The sequence below is a fragment of the Bacillus sp. 01N42_2 genome, from assembly GCF_056399565.1.
In genome coordinates this window covers 170,499-189,343 of sequence record NZ_JBFTRO010000005.1, presented here as the reverse complement: position 1 = coordinate 189,343, position 18,845 = coordinate 170,499, and the positions used below count along the sequence as shown (strand labels likewise).

Sequence of the window (18,845 nt, the reverse complement as noted above, 5' to 3'; positions counted from 1 at the left end):
CCCTTCTCCTTTCTTACATGATCTCTAACGTGACCCGGGTGCCTTTTCCGCCCGGTTCAGACGGATGCACGATTAATTTTTTCGGCAGGCGTGCTCTCAGCTCCTGCACATGGCTGATCACCCCGACGGACAAATTATCCGATTGCAGCTTTTCCAGCGCTGTGACAACGGTGTCTAAAAGCCCTTGGTCAAGCGTCCCGAATCCTTCATCTAAGAAGAAAAATTGCAGCGGGTATTGACCCCGCAGCTGAATTTGGGCGGACAAAGCAAGCGCAAGCGACAGCGATGTCAGAAACGTCTCCCCCCCAGAAAGGCTTGATACGGGCCGTTTGACGCCGCCGTTCGCGTCATCGCGCATAACGAAGCCGCCTTCTGAATCGACTAAAATGGCATACCGCTGCCTTGTCAGTGCTCCGAGCCGGGCAGAGGCGTCCCGGGCCACGCTTTCCAGCTGTTCTTCCGCTAAAAATTCGACGAATGTATTGCCTTTGCATACAGACTGCAGCTTATCAAGTCTGTCAATCTGTGTCTGCCAGCTTTTCAGTTCGACTTCAATTTCTTTAAAGCGCTTATGCTGTTTTTGCATAACCGCAAAGGCTTTTGCCTGGGCGCCCTTTTCCTCCATGGCTGCGCCTGACTCAGCCTCCGCCTGCTTCAGCAGAGAAACCGATGCTGTCCATTCTTCTTCCGTTACCCGGCGGTCAGCTAATTTTTCAGTGACACGGCGGATATTTGCCGAAAGCTGCTTTGAGGTGTCCAGAAACTCATCAATTTCTGTTTTCATTTCCTCCGCGCGGGTTTGCGGAAGCAGGCTTTTTTTGACTTGGTCCGGCTCGGCAAACCCGGTATCTTTTGATCTCACGCGCCAGTCATTTTGCGCTTTCTCAAGGGCGGATTCAGCGTCCCGCAGTGACATGAGACTTCCGGATTCCCGGCCTTTTGCGTCATTCAGTGATTGCTGAGCCTGCTTCAGCGCATCGAATAAGGACTGTTCTTTCGTTTTTAACAGCTGTAATTCCTGCCGCACCGCTTCAAGCTTTGCGGAAATTGATGTTTCTTCTGCTGCCGTGCCGAGCTCTTGTTCATACTCGTCAATCACCTGCTGCAGGCGCTCTGATGCATAGTGAAGCTCGAGCCGTTCCCGTTCAAGCTGATGCTTCTTCTCCTGCAGCCGCTCCTTCTCTTCTTCATGTTCCTTGAGAAATGCGATGCTTGTTTCAATGCGCTTCTCAAACTCTTCTGCCTGCCGGTCTTTATCGTCTATCGAAGCCTGCCAGGCGTCAACCTGATTTACCGGAATATCCCCGCAGACTTCGTTGTACTGATTTAAGCGGCTTTCTGAGAGTGATTCAAGCTCTTGTAAAGAATGTCTGAGGCGATCGGCTTCTTTTTCCTCATAGCGGATTCGTTCAGCCAGCTGCTCCGCTTGTTTCACCGTCTGCTGATACGCGCTGATCAGTCTCGTGACCTTCTCTTTTACCGACAGCATATCCTGCTTCATTTGTTTCCATTCCAAGCGGACGGCGCTGAACGCTTCATCAAGCGGACGGCCGCTGATGGAAGAAGCGGCTTCCAGCTCCGGGGTCCGGACGCTTTGCAGGAACGGACATTCTTCGGTAAAACGCCCCGACTGCTCTTCTAATGCAACCTTGGCTGTCAGCACTTCCTGAGAAAGAGCCGCCGCCTCGGACAGCAGCGCTTCAACCTGCTGCAAACGTTCCTGCACATCCGTATCTGGCGAATGTGTTTCATGAGCGGAGCGCGGACGGTCATGCTGCGTCGAGCCGCATACAGGACAAGGCTTTCCTTCAATCAGTTTTTCCGATAATTCTTTTGTTAATGCAGCCGTTCTCGCTTCCTCTGAGCGCCTGCGCAGGTCGGCTTGCGTTTTGCCGGCCCGTTCGGCCGCGGCTTTCAGTGAACGTTCCGTTTCACAAACCATATGGTAAACGGTTTGAAGCGTTTGATAAGCGCGCGTAATGTCTTCTTCTTCCGTTTTTGTTTTTGCGCTGAGCGCCTCGCTTTCTCCGTTCAGCTTCTCCATGTTCTTCATCTGCGTTGTCAGATTGGCCCGTTCTTTCGTGATCTGTTCCTGCGTCTGCTGAAAGCCGGCTGACAGCTGTGCGGCGGTCTGGCATTTTTTCCGTTCATCAGCGGTCACCTGAACTGCCTTCAGCTCTTCTTTCAGCTCATTCTGCCTGTTTTGGCCGCGGATCAGGCGGTCTTTCACTGCGGTCAGCTGTTTCGAGGCGGCTTCGTATTCTTCCTCTTTTTTGCGGTGCTCCGCCTTTGTTTTTTCCGCTTCTTTTTTCGCTTCAAGCAGCTTTTGTTCAACGGCTGACAGTCTTTGATACAATTCTTCTTCCTTGACAAGCTTCGGCTCTTGTTCAGCCTTATGAACCCGCCACGCTTCATAGGCTTCATTTTGCCGTGTAAATGAAGCGGTTTCCGCCTCTGATTTCCGTTTGGCCAGTTCGTGCTCCTGTTCGGCGCGCTGCTGCCGGCGTACGGCTTCCGAATAGCGTTCTGCGTACGGCTCAAGGGCGAGAGCGGTTTCCGCCTCTTTAAGACGCTCAGTCAAATCCGTGATATACGGACGCTTTTCCTCAAGCTTTTTCAGGCGGCGCTCATATTCATCTCTTTCTGTCTGCAGGTTCCAAATCTCCTGGTGACTTTCAAAACGCTCTTTTGCCCGGACCCGTTTCTTCTCAGCTGCTTCAAGCCGTTCGTTCGCTTCGTGAAACTGCTGTTCCGCCTGCTTCAGCGCATCTTCTCCCGCGTCTCCGAGGCCGGATTGTTCGGCAAGCATTTCATTTTTTTTCGCCGCCGCTTCCTGCGCGCGCTTCCTCAGTTTTTTGACAAGCCTGTCCCCGTACTGTTCCAGATTAAAAAGACGCTGCAGCATATGTCTTCTTTCCGCGCCTTTAAGCGACAGAAACTCGGCAAACTTCCCTTGCGGCAGCACGACGGCTCTTGTAAAGTCGTCAATGGTCAGGCCAAGAAGCTCTTCCACCTTTTTGTTCACTTCATTCGCTTTATCAGCAAGCACGGTTTGTTCGTCTTTGATTTCAATTAAGCGGCAGAGGGCGGTTTTCACTTTCGTTTCATCCGTTCTCTTAAATACGCGCTCGACCTTATAGGACACCCGGTGGCCTGATTGAAGCGCGAATGTAAAAGAGACGGCTAGCTGATCTTCGGCATGGTTCAGGATGCCGTGCGTATTATTTGCGGCACGCTCCACCTTTCCGTATAAAGCGAGTGTCATAGCATCAAGGATCGACGACTTTCCGCTTCCCGTCGGGCCGAAAATTCCGAACACGCCCGCTCCGGACAGTCCGGCAAAATCAATCGTCTGTTCCTCTCTGAAGCTGTGAAGCCCTTTTATCGTTAACAGAATCGGCTTCATGTCGCATCCTCCTCATCATCTGCTGACGCAAGCTCTAAAAACAGCTTGACCATCTCCTCATCCGGCACGGCGCCGCCTGTTTGCTTTTCATAAAACTTCTTAAATCGGTCCTCAATTGATATGTGCTTCACTTCAATCCGGTCATTGCCTGTCTCTTTTTCTTCAAAAACCGGCCTGATATGGATAAAGCCGGGATGCGCCTTTCTCAGCCGGTGAATTTCCTCAAGAGAAAGCTGATCCGTCAAATGGATATCAAGATCGATCCAGGCATTCCGGTCACGCCCTTCATCAAGCCAGCCGTGAACCTCGCTCAGCCCCTGCGCTTTCCATTTGACGAGCGGTTTACCCGAGGACAGAAAAATCTCTTCCCACTTCGCTTCTCCGCCGGGCTTCGCTTCTACCACCGTCACCGATTTGGCATAACCGGCTTCTGAAAAGCTGTATGCCAGCGGAGAGCCGGAATAGCGGGCAGCCGTTTTGGCGCGCTTAATCGTTTGCGGACGGTGGAGATGGCCGAGGGCCACATAAGCCGCATCAGCCGGCAGGCTTTCAGCGGCGACCGTGTAAGCGCCCCCGACTTCAATCGGACGCTCTGAATCGGTCTGATTTCCTCCTGCGACATAAATATGGCTCGCCGCGACTTTCACGGCATCATCCCGGCACAGACCGCACATGCGGGCAAACGCCTCTCTGATTTTCACATCGTAATGATCGCGAAGAAGCTTTTCCTCAAACGTATCAGACAGCACTTCGTTTAATCTCGCTTCTGACGGATAGGCCAGTGCGGCAACGGCTAACAGCTCGCCCGCCGACGGCACCTCGATATGCACCGGTTCTGTCCGCGGATAGCCGATTAAATGAATGCCACGCTCATCTGTTAACGGAGAAGCCGCCGCCAGCCTGTCAGGATTGTCATGGTTTCCGGCAATGACGACAACCGGGCGTTTTCCGCCGTCAGAAAGCGCGGAAAGACTTTCATAATACAATTGTTCAGCGAGCGCAGGCGGATTGACCGTATCAAATACATCTCCTGCCATAATGACCGCATCAATGTTTTCTTCTTTGACAATGGTATTCAGCTCTTCCAATACCTCGGCCTGCTCACTCAGCCGGCTTCTGCCTTCAAGCGTTTTGCCGAGATGCCAGTCAGCTGTATGTAAAATGCGCATACCGCATTCACCTCACTTTTCTGATAGAAAAAAAGATCCGCTCCAAAAAGGAGCTTCGGATCTTGTTACAGTGTAAGAACGTGACCTCCATCGAAGAAATAGAGCGCACGCCCTTTCACTTTCGTTTTTGTAATTTGTTCAATCGCTTTTGTATACAATTCGATTTGTGTTTCATACCTTTTTTGCAGGATCGGGGCCGCGCCTTCAAATCCGTTCCGGAATTTCCCCTCTATCCGATCTGTTTTATAGTCCAGCAAATAGAGTCCGTCCGCCGTTTCGTAGAGGCAGTCAATAATCCCCTGCACGAGCAGCGGTTCACCGGCCGTTTTTGCTTCCTTGTACACTTCGCCGGCCGGAAGCGCCATACTGAACGGCACCTCCCGATCAATCCGCCGCGCCCCGAGAAGGTCTTTCCCGATTTCAGTTTCGAAAAACTGTATAATGTCGTCGATATCAATAGCGTCCCGCTGCTCTTCTGTCAGCAGCTCTTTTTCGTGAAGCGTCCGAACCGTCCGCTCCGCTTCTTCGGCAGTCGGAACGTGCGTCAGCGGTATGTGCTGCATCACCGTATGCATCGCCGTCCCTTTTTCCGCGGCCGTCAGCCCCTTTTTCATCATAAAACCGGGACGTCTGTATAAAAGCGTGTCCCCTGACGGTTTGATGAGGGAGCGGCCGCTGTATTCATCCTCGTATTCTTGCTTTCTCTTCAGCTCAGAAACTGACTGCTTCGTTCTGATAGCCGTCAGCTCTCGGTACGGGTATTCCCATTCAAGGAGACGGCGCGCCTGATCATCAAATGAAAACGAATCAGGAATCGGCTCACCCTGCTGAATCGCCTTGAGACGTTTGCTCTTTTCTTCAGCCCGTTCTTTTGGGTTATCTTCCAGCAGTTCACTTTGCTGCAGCATCCGGATGTGAAAACGGGACGGGTCGTGCGCGATATTCTCCGGAGCCGAAAGACCCGGCGGCCTGTGCGCCTCCATATCACGGTGGCGGATAAGCGCCGGCCCGATAAAATCCAAATAAGATGACGCCTGATAGCGGTCGAATTCAGAGAGAAGCCAATCGGCCCTGTCCGCTTGCGCCTGCCATTTGGCCAGCTGTTTTTCCCGGTTTTTGCAGGAACCGATGAGAAACAGCTTTTCCTTCGCTCTTGTCAGCGCCACATATAACACGCGCAATTCTTCTGATAAGAGCTCTCTGCGCATTTTTTTCTTCATCGCCACAAGCGGGAGAGTCGGATAGCTGATTCTGAGTTCCGGATGAATATACTTTGTTCCGAAACCGAGCTCTTTATCAAGCAGGTATGATTTGTTGAGATCCATCATATTAAAACTTCTGCCGAGTCCGGCGGTGAAAACGACGGGGAATTCAAGTCCTTTGCTGCTGTGAATCGTCATCAGCCGAACGACATCCTCCTGCTCGCTGAGCGCCCGCGCCGTCCCCAGATCATCGCCGCGCTCCTGCATCCGTTCAATGAACCGCAAAAAGCGGAATAACCCGCGGAACGCCGTCGCTTCGTACGAGCGCGCCCGGTCATACAAGACGCGCAGATTGGCCTGGCGCTGCTTTCCGCCAGGCATGCCGCCTGCATAATCAAAATATCCTGTATCGCGGTATACTTCCCAAATCAGCTCAGCTACCGAATGATTCGTCGAGAATGACCGCCACTTTTGCAGATTGTCATAAAATGTTCTCAGCTTTTGATACAGCTCGTCATGTCTGTCACCGTTCGCTATATATGCTTTCAGCGCTTCATAAAACGGCGCTTTTTTCTTTTCCAGGCGTATCAGCGCAAGTTCATTTTCGTCACAGCCGACAATGGGCGAGCGCAGTACGGAAGCAAGCGGAATATCCTGATACGGGTTGTCAATCACCTTTAAGACCGAAAGCGCCGCAGCCACCTCCACGGCTTCAAAATAACCTGACGTCAAATTGGCGTACACCGGAATGCCCTGGTTTTTCAGTTCTTCCATCAATTGCGGCGCCCATGGCATGGAACGCAGCAAAATCACGATATCCCGGTACTGGATATTCCGGTGTGTTTTGGTTTTGCCGTCATAGACCTTAAACGGAGATGAGACAAGCTTCCGGATCTCCCCGGCTATCGCTTTTGCTTCCCAATGCACGGTTTCAAAATCTTCGGCATCCTCGGAGCTGTCTGCATCATCAGCACTGTCAATCAGCAGCAGTTCCGTATCCGCCGCGTCATTCGGCGGATACGACGCACCGAGCTTCAATGCCGCCTGTTCATCGTAGTCCACTTCGCCGATTTTGCCGCCCATCAGCTGCTTAAACAAGAAATTCGTACTGTCCAAAATATCGGAGCGGCTGCGGAAGTTTCGGTTCAGGTCAATTTTCTGTCCCGCGCCTTCCCCGCTCTCTGTAAACCTTTTATATTTCCCGAGAAACAGCAGCGGCTCGGCAAGTCTGAAACGGTAGATCGATTGTTTGACGTCGCCTACCATAAACAGATTTCCCGCCTCTTCATTCCCGCTTTTCACAAGCTGCAGAATAGATTCCTGCACAAGATTGGTATCTTGATATTCATCAACCAAAACCTCATGGAACTGCTCTTGATAATAAACGGCCGCTTCACTCGGCACCCGCCGGCCGTCTTCATCAGCCGCAGTTAAAATCGCCAGACAGTAATGTTCCAAATCTGAGAAATCAATGATTGATTTTTCTTGTTTCGCCGCTTCAAATCGTTTTCCGTACGAAATCACGAGCTGAACGAGCGTTTCAATGACAGGCTTCATGTCTGTTAAACTCTTTAAATGATCTTGCGGGCTTCTTGTAAAGTAATCGGTCTTTAACTTTTCGATCAGTTTTTTCGCGCTGTTTCGCAAATCGGTCGCTTCATCCAAAAGCGCCTTGTCAAATTCATCACCTTTTACCGCCTTAGCCCGCTTAAATGTGACCGCGGGAACCCGTTCATACAGCGCCTCAAAGTCATGCCGGCAGCTGATCAGCTCTTCTATCTGCTGAAGATCGTCCAGAAAATTATCAGCGCGCGGCGCCGGCCCGCCGGGCGCTTTTGTCAGTTCAAGCGCCTTTTCAAGCTTTTGCTTTGCCCCGAAGAGCGCCATTTCAGCATCTTCTCTCACATACTCGTAAAACGGCAGCTCTTCCATTTTGCTTTCTTCCGTCACATCATATAGGCGGACAAAGCTTTTCAGCCACGCTTCCGGATCAGGATGAGACCGTGAATACTCGTACACTCGCTTGACGAGATCTTGAAGATCCAAATCATGCCTGTCCGTCGTATATCTGTCCACAAGCTCAAAAAACGCCTGACTCCCTTTTGCGTATTCATCCTCAAACAGCTCATCAAGGACTTCGTCTCCGAGCAATTCGCCTTCCGTCTGATCAGCCATCCGAAAGCCCGGGTCAAGATCAATCATATAATAATATTTTTTAAGCACCTGCAGACAGAAAGAGTGCAGCGTCGAAATGCTCGCCCGATTTAATAGAGAGAGCTGCCGTCTGATATGGAGAGATCCCGGATTTTTGGCGAGCTCTTTTTCTAATGCTTCAGCGATCCGATGCTTCATTTCCGCTGCTGAGGCGTTTGTAAAGGTCACCACAAGGAGCCTGTCAACATCAACCGGATCTTCCTCCGCGGTTATCTTTCTGATCATCCGTTCCACGAGCACGGCGGTCTTACCTGATCCGGCTGCAGCAGCGACCAGAATATCGCGGCCGGAAGAAACGATGGCGCTCCATTGGTCATCCGTCCATATGCTGTCTTTCGGTTTAGGAATTTGCATCATCATCCGCCTCCTTTTTCAGCCAATCCAGTATGGTGCCGTCTTTTTCCGCTTTCAGGCTGCGGTATTCATTTTCCTTAAGAGACTCATCAAACTGGCACACCGATTTAAACGCACAGTACGTACAAGGCGTCTTATCTTTCAGCTTATACGGGGTAATGGACACAAGCCCGTCCGTTATCGCTTCGCCCGCCTGTTCAAATGTCCGCCGCACATGGTCTGTCAGGAGATGAAAATCCTGTTCGCTGACTGCGGCTGAATCGGATCTTAAAGAACCGTCCTTTTTCAAACCGGCATTAATGATATTTGAACGTCCTTCCTCCAAAGTCGTGTCCATCAGGCTGATTGCCTCCCGGTCACCGAGGAGAAGGCCTTTCATTTTAAATTTCTTGAAAATTTCCTGCTCGATTTCATCAAGCCCCATCGGCAGACTGGCCTGAATCATCGGATCATGGATATGGAAATACAAAACGCCTGCGGGTGTCGCTTTCATGCCGAGCCAATCCGCTGAATGTGTAATCGATAAGTCAAGGTACGTGAGCATTTGCAGAGCGAGCCCGTAATATACCTCAGCCAGATCAAGCCCCTTGTCGCTTGATTTGTAATCCACGATTCTAAGCAGCAGGCCTTTTGAACTTTCCGCTTTATCCACGCGGTCGATCCGGCCGACGAGTTCCATCGTACAGCCGTTTTTCAGCGTGAAAGTGAGCGGAGGCAGCGGACCGTTTCCCCCGAAGCCGAGTTCAAGACCAATCGGGACGAAACCGCTCGCCTTCGCATGCTCGCTTAATATGCCAGAGACACGCGTGACGATCTTCTGCAGTTTTTCCTTCACATAAAAGTGTCTGTTTGAACTGAGCAGAATTTCTTTTTGCAGCCTTGGCGCAAGCCGTTCCACCGCTTCATAGGAGAAATTCCGGCACTGATCTTTCGTCAGATCGCGCCATTCCAGCTTCTGCTCACGAAGCCGGTCTGAAATCAGCTTGAGGCTGGAGTGAAACAGCTGTCCGATATCGGGCGCTTCCAGCTTGAAAAACTGCCGCTCTTTTAATTGAAGCCCGTGAGATGCAAAATGAGAAAACTGGCAGGCATTAAACGCCTCCATCCGGGAGACGCTTCCTTTAATGTGCTCGCCATAAAGCTGGCGCGAAACAGGACGTTCAAGACGCTTTGCCTCATTGCGGAAAAACAGGCTTGAAAACAGCTTTTTCGCGCGCCGGTGATCAGGCTCTTTCATCAGCACATTGTATGCGCTCCACCATACATCACTGATTTCATACTCTCTTGTCCACAGCCTGAGCTGGCTTGCCGTATACGTCTGCGCCACCTGTTTATTGACGAGATACTGAAGCTGCTCTTCTTCACTTACCTGCTCGGGATCAGCAGCCGACAGTTTTTCCTGATGGTCGGGAAACAGCTCGCCAAGCCTGTTTACAACAATTGACGGCAGAAGCGTTTTTCCTTCCGCATCGGCAATCGGATATGACACATACAGACGGTCAGACGGACTTGACAGCGCCATATAGATGAGAAAATGCTCATCAAGCAGCCGCTCACGCCCCGCCGAAGACAGCTCCACTCCGACCGCTCTCAGCCACTCCCGGTCATCATCGGACAGCACGCCGTTTTCATCCGGGCGCGCCGGAAGAACGCCGTCATTGGCCCCGATGACAAACGTGCAGGACGTGCCGTACATTCTTGACAGGTCCATATTCCCTACAAACACTTGGTCAAGCGCAGGGGGAATTAAAGAAAAATGAAGTGATTCCGTTCCTGTTTCAAGCATTTGCTGGAACAGCGCCAAAGACATTTCATCTTCACCCATCATGCCGGCAAACTCCTCGAGAAGCTGGATAACGGCGTCCCATGCCTGGCCGTGCTGCTGTGCTTCAATCATGTTTCCGGCCTCTTCGGCCTGCTGCCTTTTCCGGTCCAGCTTCAGGGGAACATCGGTATCTTCCAAAAAGAGATAAAGAGCTTCCGCCATGCTTTGAACCGTTTTCGCTTTTTTCATCCGGTTTTGAAGCCGGACAAGGGGCGCGGCCATCCATTCTCTCGTCTCATTCAGCATTTGCTCCATCTTTATTTCCTGATCCGTCTGCGCGAAATCCTCATCGAGCGATACGAAGCGCCTGTATACAAACCGCTCGCCGTTCGTCCAGCGCTCCCCTTTAATTCCGTAGGCGATACAATAGTTTTCAAGCTGATCGACCTGCTCTCTTATTTTCTGCACCGGCTGATCAAGCGGGAATAACAGTTCGGTTTTCGCACAGCGGAACACCGCTTCATATCTCCAGTTCCCCTTTACGACATCCAAACTTGAACGGATGAATTCTATAAGCGGGTGATGCTGCATAGAAGCTTTTCCGTCAATAAAATAAGGAAGCCCGTAATCTGCAAACACTTCCTTCAGCAAGTCTTTATAATCTTCCGGCTGGCGGATGAGAATCGCCATATCCCTGTACCGGTATCCTCCGTCCCGGACAAGTGATTGAATTTCCCGGGCAATACCCTCAAGCTCGGCTCTTCTGTTTTGTGCCTGTATGACTGTAAACGCTTCCTGCCTGCCGGTATACGCCGCGGCGGGACGCACATCGTACTGCGATTCTAAACAGGCAAGTTCCGGCACATGCTGATGCCGTTTCGTGCCATGCAGTTCCTTGCAGGAAATATCGGCATTCAATTCCTTTGCCGTCTGATAAAGCTTATAGTATGTGCTTCCCGTCATTCTGAACAGATTGAGCTCATCCGGTGCCTGTTCTCCCGAAGGGCTGTCCGCCGTCAGCGAGAATGTGACATGTTCAGCATGCATGATCAGCTGCTCCAGCACCCTTAATTCCTGCGGTGTAAATTGATAGAAGCCGTCGACGTAAACCCGGGCGCCTTTTACAACATCCGCTAACGGAAGCTGCTGGGCGAGCAGCGTCAAATAATCCTCTGAATGCAGATAGTGGCCGGCGAGGCTTCTTTCCATCTGCTGATATAAAATGCCTAAGTCATGAAGTTTTTCAGACAGCATCCGCTCTCCGCGATATTCTGACGCCGTTCCGCTTTCCGCCATGCGGCGGACGTCTTCAGGCTCAATACAGTAACGCTTAAACTCTGTCAGCATCCGTTCCACCTGCTCAGTGAACCCGGTTTTGTCACTCGCTTTTTGATACACTTTAAAATCGTGCTTATGCTCTTCAATCAGCTTCCTCAACAGCATCTGCACACCCGTCGTCGTCACAAACGGACGGTTCATGCCTCCGGTATGCTGAAGCACGCGCCACGCCAAACGCGAAAAACTGAACACTTGAGCGCGTATCATGCCGCCGATATCCGGCGTTTTAGCAAGCTCATATTCCATTAAAAACGTCATTTGATCCGGGACTAGAAAAATGATCGGTTTCCCGAACGGCTCCCGGCGCAGTTCATCTTGAATGCTGTCGATAATCAGCCTCGTTTTCCCACTCCCCGATCTGCCTACTAAAAACTCAACACCCAAATTAGAAGACCCCTCTCTTTTTATCTTTCTACATTTTATCGAAAGTTGACGAAAATGACCAATCTCATCTGCTGGTAAAAACGGGATGACTGTTTTAAAACATATCGTTTTTGACCAAATTAAAGACAAAAAGGATTAAATATCATGTCAGAATATCTCGAAGTGATTGTGCGAACGATTCTGTCGTTCAGCATTTTGTTTATCGGCGCCCGGATACTCGGAAAACAAACCATATCACAGATGACGCTTTTTGATTTCATTGCAGCCATCTCGCTCGGCGCCATCACAGCCAATCTGTCGTTTAATACAAAACTGCCGATTCATTTTACTGTCAGTGCTTACACGATTTTTGTTGTCATCATTTATCTTGTCGCATATCTTTCTATGAAAAACAGAACCGCCAGGGGTTTCTTTGCGGGCAAACCGACCATTATCATTCAAAACGGAAAAATACTTGAGCATAATATGAAAACGATGCGCTATACCCTCGACTACCTGAACCAGCAGCTTCGTGTAAATGATGTATTTGACATTTCTCAGGTTCAGACGGCCATCATTGAAACCAACGGCAGCATGTCAGTGGAGGTCAAACCGGAATTCGCGCCCGTTACAAGACAGGATCTCGGCATTTTTGCAGGACACGAAAAGAACTTTGCCGTTGAGCTCATTATGGACGGCCAGCTGGTGACGAAGAATTTCGAAGAAAACCACGTATCGGAAAAATGGCTCAGAGAAGAATTGGACAAGAGAAACCTTGCACCCGAAGAGGTCGTATACGCGGTGCGCGGAAGCAACGGCCGGCTGTTTGTCGATACATATAATGACCATATCACATCGCCGCTTGATCAAGAATAAGCATGACATCCGCACATGTCACGGGCTATCGCCGTATAATACCCTATAAATATCCGGGGGTGAGTCCAATGCACGAGAATTTTTTTCATTATACAGCCGTTTGCGGCGACGACTCTGTTCTTATAAAAGATCTGATAAAATCCATTAACGGCGAATACAGCGCTGTGATCTGCTACTCGATATTAGCCGAAAAAGCGCCGACCGCAGAAATCAGAAGACGAATCGAACATATCAGAGAGGAAGAAATGCGCCACCTGCACGCCTTCTCTTCACTGTATACTTCAATTACCGGAAACCAGTTGACGCCGAAACAGACGGAACATTGTCCGCACACATACAGAGAAGGACTGAGGGCGGCGTTTTATGATGAGCAGAAAACGAATGATTTTTATTTGCAGGCATCCGATAGAGCGGTGCACCCGGAAGCGAAGCGGTTATTTGCCCGAACAGCATTTGACGAGCAGCGTCATGCCGTCTGGTTTTTATACGATATGACCCACTCTCCTTCCCATCATACAGGGGGAACGGTATCAAACGCACCGAACACGAGCTATACCCAGGCAAATACCGGGAAATAACGCTCCCCCGCCGGGATCATTCAGGCCGCAGACACACCCATTCTTTCAATAGGAGAGAATGGGGTTTATTTTTCGAGCTGCGTGACCCTCTCTAAAAAACGGACAACATCTTCATTGTATAATCAGCAAAAACACTTTATAATAAAATAAACCAACCGGTCGGTTTTTAAGGAACCGAACCTCACTTGGCGGAAAGGATTTGTGTGATGTGACAAGTACAAAAGGCGGCGCCGGAAAGAGTGAAAAGACGAAGAAAAAGCTCGTATCCGCTTCGCGAGACTTATTTGCAAAAAAAGGTTATTCAGAAACCTCAATTCGGGATATCTTAGAGGCGGCCGAGATCAGCAAAGGCAATCTTTATCATCATTTTAAAGGAAAAGAGTTTCTGTTTCTTCATATCATGGAAGAGGATCACCGCGTGATGATTGAGACGTGGAGGGAAATGGAAGCTGACTTGAAAGACGCTGCCGAAAAGCTGACGGGCTTTGCAGAGCTGCTCAGCCGGATGAGCATCAATTACCCGCTGATGAGAGCAAGTGAAGAGTTTTATGCGAGCGCGTTTACGTCAGAGGAGGTCGTAAAACGTCTCAATAAAATTGATATTGAATATGACGATGTGATGAGAGATATCTTAACAGAGGGAAATGAAGACGGCAGCTGGTCCATTCATCATGTCGAATCAAAAGTGAAAATCCTGCTGTCTGTCTTTTACGGTTTGGATGTGTTATATAAAAACGATTCCATTCAGCAAAGAAGAGAATTGCAAAAAGAAGCCATCTCTGTGTTTATTCACGGAGTCATCAATGCTGATCAACAGAATCAGGACAGCTGACAAAGGAGAAACAACATGCAAAAACCGATTAGTGAACAAAAAGCTGTACTCATCATCTTATTAAGCAACATATTTATTGCGTTTTTAGGGATTGGGTTAATTATTCCCGTTATGCCGCTGTTTATGAATGTGATGCACTTGACAGGCAGCACAATGGGATACCTTGTCGCTGCCTTTGCCGTCGCGCAATTAATCGCATCCCCCATTGCGGGAAGATGGGTTGACCGCTTCGGCAGAAAAATCATGATTCTCGCCGGGCTGTTTCTGTTCGCATTATCCGAGCTGACCTTCGGGTTGGGTACACATGTCTGCGTTTTGTACTTTGCAAGGGTGCTGGGGGGCGTCAGCGCCGCTTTTATCATGCCCGCTGTTACAGCGTATGTCGCAGATATTACGACAGTGCAGGAAAGATCTAAGGCGATGGGCTATGTATCTGCCGCCATCAGCACAGGGTTTATCATCGGGCCCGGCATAGGAGGATTTATTGCCGATCACGGTGTCCGTATGCCGTTTTTCTTTGCGGCGGGAATTGCATTTATCGCAGTGATTTCCTCTGTCTTTATGCTGAAAGAGCCATTGACTAAAGAGGAACGCGCCCAGCAGATGGAAAGCGTCAAAGAGTCAACCTTCTTAAAAGATTTGAAAAAGTCGATTCACCCAAGCTACCTGATCGCCTTTATCATCGTCTTTGTGCTGGCATTCGGGCTGTCAGCGTACGAAACGGTGTTCAGTTTATTTACAAACCATAAATTCGGCTTTACACCAAAGGATATCGCCGTTATTATTACGTTCAGCTCCATTGTTGCGGTCATCATCCAAGTGCTCGCATTCGGCAAGCTTGTCAACTTCCTCGGGGAGAAAAAAGTCATTCAGCTTTGTCTGGTCATCGGGGCTGTGCTGGCTTTCGTTTCTACGGTGATGTCAGGATTTTTGCCCGTGCTTGCTGTCACCTGTATCATATTCCTTGCGTTTGATTTACTGCGCCCGGCACTGACCACTTTCCTATCGAAAATCGCAGGAAATCAGCAGGGATTTGTCGCCGGAATGAACTCAACATACACGAGTTTAGGCACCATTTTCGGCCCGGCTCTGGGCGGTATTTTATTTGATATGAATATTCACTTCCCGTTTCTGTTCGCAGGCGTGGTCTTATGTCTCGGTCTGGGACTGACCCTTGTGTGGAAAGGAAAGGCCGGCGAGGTTTCGGAGTAGGGTGCGCTCCCCCCTTCTCCGGAGCTTTTTTTGTTTATGATAAGAAAAATGAATAGATTATGAGAAATAATTCATCATTTATTTATCTCAAAATCTATACTATAGTAATAGTAAGGTTAACGAGCTTAACAATTTAATATGAATGTTTCAGGAAGAAGGGTTTTCATTGAAGAAAGACAAACATCTCCTTACGGATATCTGGTTTATTCTCATCAGTGCGGCAGGGGGGTTTCTTCTTTCGCTTACAGGAATGTCGATCGCCTGGATGCTCGGAACGCTGGCCGCCGGCTGCATCCTCTCCATGACGAGGCCCCGCTGGCTGTTCATGGCGGCTGACAGAAGAGGGATTAACCGCAGATGGCTTGCGGCGGGACAAATGATTCTCGGCATCGAACTCGGCCAAAAACTGAACCTGTCCGTTCTTTCAGTTTTACGGGATCATTGGCTTCCGGTAGGCTTCATGCTGATTTTCTCTATCGCGATGGCGCTTGTTTCCGGATATGTGCTCTTTCGGTTCAGCCGGACGGACATGATGACAAGCTTTGTAGGCACGGCGCCGGGCGGTTTATCCGCCATGCCCGGTATCGCCCAGGAAGTCGGCGCAAACACCGCGATTGTAAGTCTCATTCAGCTGACACGTGTCCTTTTGGTTGTCATGACAATACCGTTTCTCGTCATTTTCTTATTTACCAAACAAAACGGTACGGCTCAGACATCAGCCGGAGCCGTTTCAGCAGGAGCTTCACATCCGGGCCTTATTCCCGTCTTGTTAACGGCCGGATTTATTTTGGCTGCCTGGCTTGCAAGTAAGGCCGCCAAACGGCTGAAATTTCCTGCCCCTTGGCTGCTCGGCAGCATGATCGGCGTTGCTGCCGCGGAAATCGGCGTGTCCGCCTTAGCGGGAAAAGACATGCTGGCCTGGTGGCCGCCGGAAGCGAACCAGCTGTCACAAATTTTTCTTGGCGCCACAATCGGTTCAAAAATGTACAAAAGCATGTTCACCGGCGTGTCCAGAGTGCTTACGATCGGATTTATTTCCTCCGTCGGATTAATCGCCGCAATGATTCTGAGTGCGGTTGCCGTTTCTAAATTAACGGGCATCTCCATGATTACATCCGTTCTCGCCTTCTCTCCCGGCGGAATCGCTGAGATGGCGGCGACTTCGATCACCCTGCATGAGGACTCGACTTTCGTCGTCGCGGTTCAGGTCATCAGGATCGTTCTCGTCATCGCCATGCTTCCGCCCTTCTATCGCCTGCTGCACCACCTTTCTCAGCTGAAAAAGGCGCACGGCGATAGAGGCCGGGCAGAAAGAGGAACATGAGCCGAATAAAAAAACACGCATCCTCATGCGTGTTTTTTTATTTCAACAGCTGCCCGACGCCATTTACAGAGCGCCAGTTTGCTGAAAGATCACGGAACAGCCGTTCAGCAAATAACAGTTCTTCATCTGTATAGCGGTCCAAAAATGCCAAGAACCGCTTTTTTATCATTTCGTGGTATTCGTGATGAAGGGAATGCAGCTCTTTTCCGGCAGGAGTCAGCCGGAAATAGACTTCTTTTTTATTGTCGCTCAGCCGGGTTCTGCGCAGAAATCCGGCTTCCAAAAACTTCGCGCAGCTTCTCGACACGGTCGGTTTTGTCGTCTTCATTTTTTCTGCTATTGATGTAACATTGATCGGTTCATGATCTCCGATACAAGATAAAATGTGTATTTCCGTCAAGGTCAGCTGAAGTTTTTTGCCGTTTTCTTCTCGGAGTTCGTCCATCCGTCCGGCTAATGACGCCCTGATATCCTCCTGACACCTCTCCTGCTCGTGGAAAATGTCTGTCAGCCCCTCAAGAATCATGTGTTTTGCATGGTCTGGCTGTCTTCTGTCCAACTGCTGAGTCACCCTTCCGTATGAATTGTTTCCTTTACTATAACGTTTTGTTACGGAAGAAACAATCACACAGGCGCAAAAAAGAGTATCAGATGAACCCCCATCTCTCCAAACCAGCCAGTACGGCTTCTTCCGCTTCACATCCCGAGCCGCCGGCCGCCCAAGCCGCGTGGCCGTCCGGCCGGATCAAAACAGAATGGACGTCATCCCAGCCGATACGTGTTTCAAAAAGCGCCGCCCTGACAGTCGCCACACTGTCCGTATCAATACCGGCGGGAATGCTTCCTCTTAATGCCAGCAGCACAAAGCCGCCCTTGTGAAGAAAATCATACAGCCGGGCCGGCCGGCCGTCATGAAGAATCAGCTCTATATCGGGCAGCCGTTTTCCGTTCAGGAAATGCGGCGCAAGCTCCGGGTCCGGTTCATAATGCAGATCAAGCGCGGATACTTTTCCCGCCAATAAACGGTTGGCCTCCTGAAAATCGAGCAAAGCGGTCATCGTTTCTCTTAATGCCATCCCCGACTCGGTAAAATCCATGAGCTTGATCTGGGTTTTTATATTGTGCAACACTTCTTTTCCCGCGCTGTGCCTTTCCTGATGATAGCTGTCCAGAAGATGAGGCGCCGCTTTTCCCTTCATTTGCGCCCCCAGCTTCCAGCCGAGGTTGAAGGCATCCTGAAGCCCCGTGTTCAGCCCTTGGCCGCCTGCGGGAAAATGAATATGCGCCGCATCACCGGCCACAAAAACCCGGCCTGAGCGGTATTGTTCAGCCTGACGCTCGGCATTGCCGAACCTTGACGTCCACACCGGATCACTCAATCCGAAATCAGTGCCGCATATCTGCCGCAGGTCTTCTTTCAGCTCTTTTTCTGTGACCGGCTCTTCTTTCCGCTTTTGCGGAGCGTGCGGAGAAACGATCAGGACGCGGAAAAGCCCGTCCGTAAGAGGGACAATGACAACCGATCCCGCCAGACCGCACGTTGAAAAAAAGGCAGATTCAGGCGGAGTTTTCAAAACGGCATCACAGAGGGTTCCTATTAAGTCGGCATCAGTGCCCGAAAAAGCGATGCCCGCCTGTTTACGGACAATGCTCCCCGCTCCGTCTGTACCCGCGGCATATAAGCTGTGAAGAGTGTGGATCCCGTTTTCGTCCCGGAACACCGTCTCCACTCCGTCATCCGTCTGGGTAACGGACACCGCTTCCGCCGCGCGGATGATATCTGCGCCTAAACTTGATGCATATTCTTCCAAGAGCCGCTCCGTATCAGCCTGAGGCAGCATTAACGAATAATTCTGCTTAGAATCCAGCCGGGAAAAATCCAGCCGTGTATCCAGCATCGAAAAATGGCCGGATGACACCTTCGTCCCTTTATCCAAAAAGCGTTTCAATATGCCTCTCATTGCAAAAAGCTCCAGTGTGCGCGGATGCATGATAAGCGCCTTGGAATAGGGCACCGTCTTCTTCAATCGTTCAATGACAGTCGTTTTCACTCCGGCAAGCGCAAGCTCTGATGCGAGCATGAGCCCGACCGGACCTCCCCCGATAATGGCAGCCTGTGTTTCCATCTCATCAGCCTTCTTTCATATTTATTGTTACGCGCGCAACAAAATCATCAAAAATAAAACGCTTGATTTTTGTTTCATGCGTAACA

11 protein-coding genes are annotated in these 18,845 nt (G+C 50.2%); 5 read left to right on the top strand and 6 right to left on the bottom strand.

Annotated features, from left to right (window positions below):
- Nucleotides 1–13: 13 nt before the first annotated feature.
- From sbcC to addB, 4 genes are all read right to left on the bottom strand, one after another.
- The gene (gene sbcC, locus AC1DN5_RS13175) at nucleotides 14–3,406 is read right to left on the bottom strand and encodes an exonuclease subunit SbcC (protein WP_366969570.1); all 3,393 of its coding nucleotides are present in this window, start codon (nucleotides 3,404–3,406) and stop codon (nucleotides 14–16) included.
- Nucleotides 3,403–4,575 (bottom strand): exonuclease subunit SbcD, encoded by a 1,173-nt coding sequence (gene sbcD, locus AC1DN5_RS13170; RefSeq protein WP_047476740.1) that lies wholly within the window; start codon nucleotides 4,573–4,575, stop codon nucleotides 3,403–3,405. Before sbcD ends, sbcC begins: the two co-directional genes overlap by 4 nt.
- A gap of 65 nt (nucleotides 4,576–4,640) precedes the next feature.
- Nucleotides 4,641–8,345 carry a helicase-exonuclease AddAB subunit AddA gene (gene addA / locus AC1DN5_RS13165; protein ID WP_366969682.1) on the bottom strand — a complete coding sequence of 1,235 codons (3,705 nt, stop codon included), beginning with the start codon at nucleotides 8,343–8,345 and terminating at the stop codon, nucleotides 4,641–4,643.
- Entirely contained in the window at nucleotides 8,332–11,832 is a 3,501-nt protein-coding gene (gene addB, locus AC1DN5_RS13160) for a helicase-exonuclease AddAB subunit AddB (protein WP_327813860.1), read from the bottom strand. Before addB ends, addA begins: the two co-directional genes overlap by 14 nt.
- Nucleotides 11,833–11,976: 144 nt before the next feature.
- Between addB and AC1DN5_RS13155 the strand changes: the two genes are divergently transcribed.
- The 5 genes from AC1DN5_RS13155 to AC1DN5_RS13135 all read left to right on the top strand — a co-directional run bounded on the left by AC1DN5_RS13155 (nucleotide 11,977) and on the right by AC1DN5_RS13135 (nucleotide 16,633).
- Entirely contained in the window at nucleotides 11,977–12,687 is a 711-nt protein-coding gene (locus AC1DN5_RS13155; RefSeq protein ID WP_064777801.1) for a DUF421 domain-containing protein, read from the top strand.
- A gap of 68 nt (nucleotides 12,688–12,755) precedes the next feature.
- Nucleotides 12,756–13,265, top strand: a complete 510-nt coding sequence (locus tag AC1DN5_RS13150) for a ferritin-like domain-containing protein (protein WP_016938293.1) — start codon at nucleotides 12,756–12,758, stop codon at nucleotides 13,263–13,265.
- Between the two features lie 208 nt (nucleotides 13,266–13,473).
- On the top strand, nucleotides 13,474–14,097 hold the full coding sequence (locus AC1DN5_RS13145) for a TetR/AcrR family transcriptional regulator (protein WP_366969572.1): 624 nt from the start codon (nucleotides 13,474–13,476) through the stop codon (nucleotides 14,095–14,097).
- 15 nt (nucleotides 14,098–14,112) lie between these two features.
- Complete coding sequence (locus AC1DN5_RS13140) at nucleotides 14,113–15,309, top strand: MFS transporter (protein WP_366969574.1); 1,197 nt, start codon at nucleotides 14,113–14,115, stop codon at nucleotides 15,307–15,309.
- 166 nt (nucleotides 15,310–15,475) lie between these two features.
- Entirely contained in the window at nucleotides 15,476–16,633 is a 1,158-nt protein-coding gene (locus AC1DN5_RS13135) for an AbrB family transcriptional regulator (protein ID WP_016938296.1), read from the top strand.
- A gap of 37 nt (nucleotides 16,634–16,670) precedes the next feature.
- Here the strand turns inward: AC1DN5_RS13135 and AC1DN5_RS13130 are convergent, their stop codons facing one another.
- Both AC1DN5_RS13130 and AC1DN5_RS13125 read right to left on the bottom strand, forming a co-directional pair.
- A complete protein-coding gene (locus AC1DN5_RS13130) occupies nucleotides 16,671–17,192 on the bottom strand; it encodes a MarR family transcriptional regulator (protein ID WP_016938297.1) in 522 nt (173 codons plus the stop codon).
- Between the two features lie 88 nt (nucleotides 17,193–17,280).
- On the bottom strand, nucleotides 17,281–18,759 hold the full coding sequence (locus tag AC1DN5_RS13125; protein ID WP_366969576.1) for a monooxygenase: 1,479 nt from the start codon (nucleotides 18,757–18,759) through the stop codon (nucleotides 17,281–17,283).
- Nucleotides 18,760–18,845 lie beyond the last annotated feature (86 nt).

Coding starts and splice junctions, on each gene's coding strand:
- sbcC (WP_366969570.1), bottom strand. CDS start 3,406: ATGAAGCCGATTCTGTTAACGATAAAAGGGCTTCACAGCTTCAGAGAG.
- sbcD (WP_047476740.1), bottom strand. CDS start 4,575: ATGCGCATTTTACATACAGCTGACTGGCATCTCGGCAAAACGCTTGAA.
- addA (WP_366969682.1), bottom strand. CDS start 8,345: ATGCAAATTCCTAAACCGAAAGACAGCATATGGACGGATGACCAATGG.
- AC1DN5_RS13155 (WP_064777801.1), top strand. CDS start 11,977: ATGTCAGAATATCTCGAAGTGATTGTGCGAACGATTCTGTCGTTCAGC.
- AC1DN5_RS13150 (WP_016938293.1), top strand. CDS start 12,756: ATGCACGAGAATTTTTTTCATTATACAGCCGTTTGCGGCGACGACTCT.
- AC1DN5_RS13140 (WP_366969574.1), top strand. CDS start 14,113: ATGCAAAAACCGATTAGTGAACAAAAAGCTGTACTCATCATCTTATTA.
- AC1DN5_RS13125 (WP_366969576.1), bottom strand. CDS start 18,759: ATGGAAACACAGGCTGCCATTATCGGGGGAGGTCCGGTCGGGCTCATG.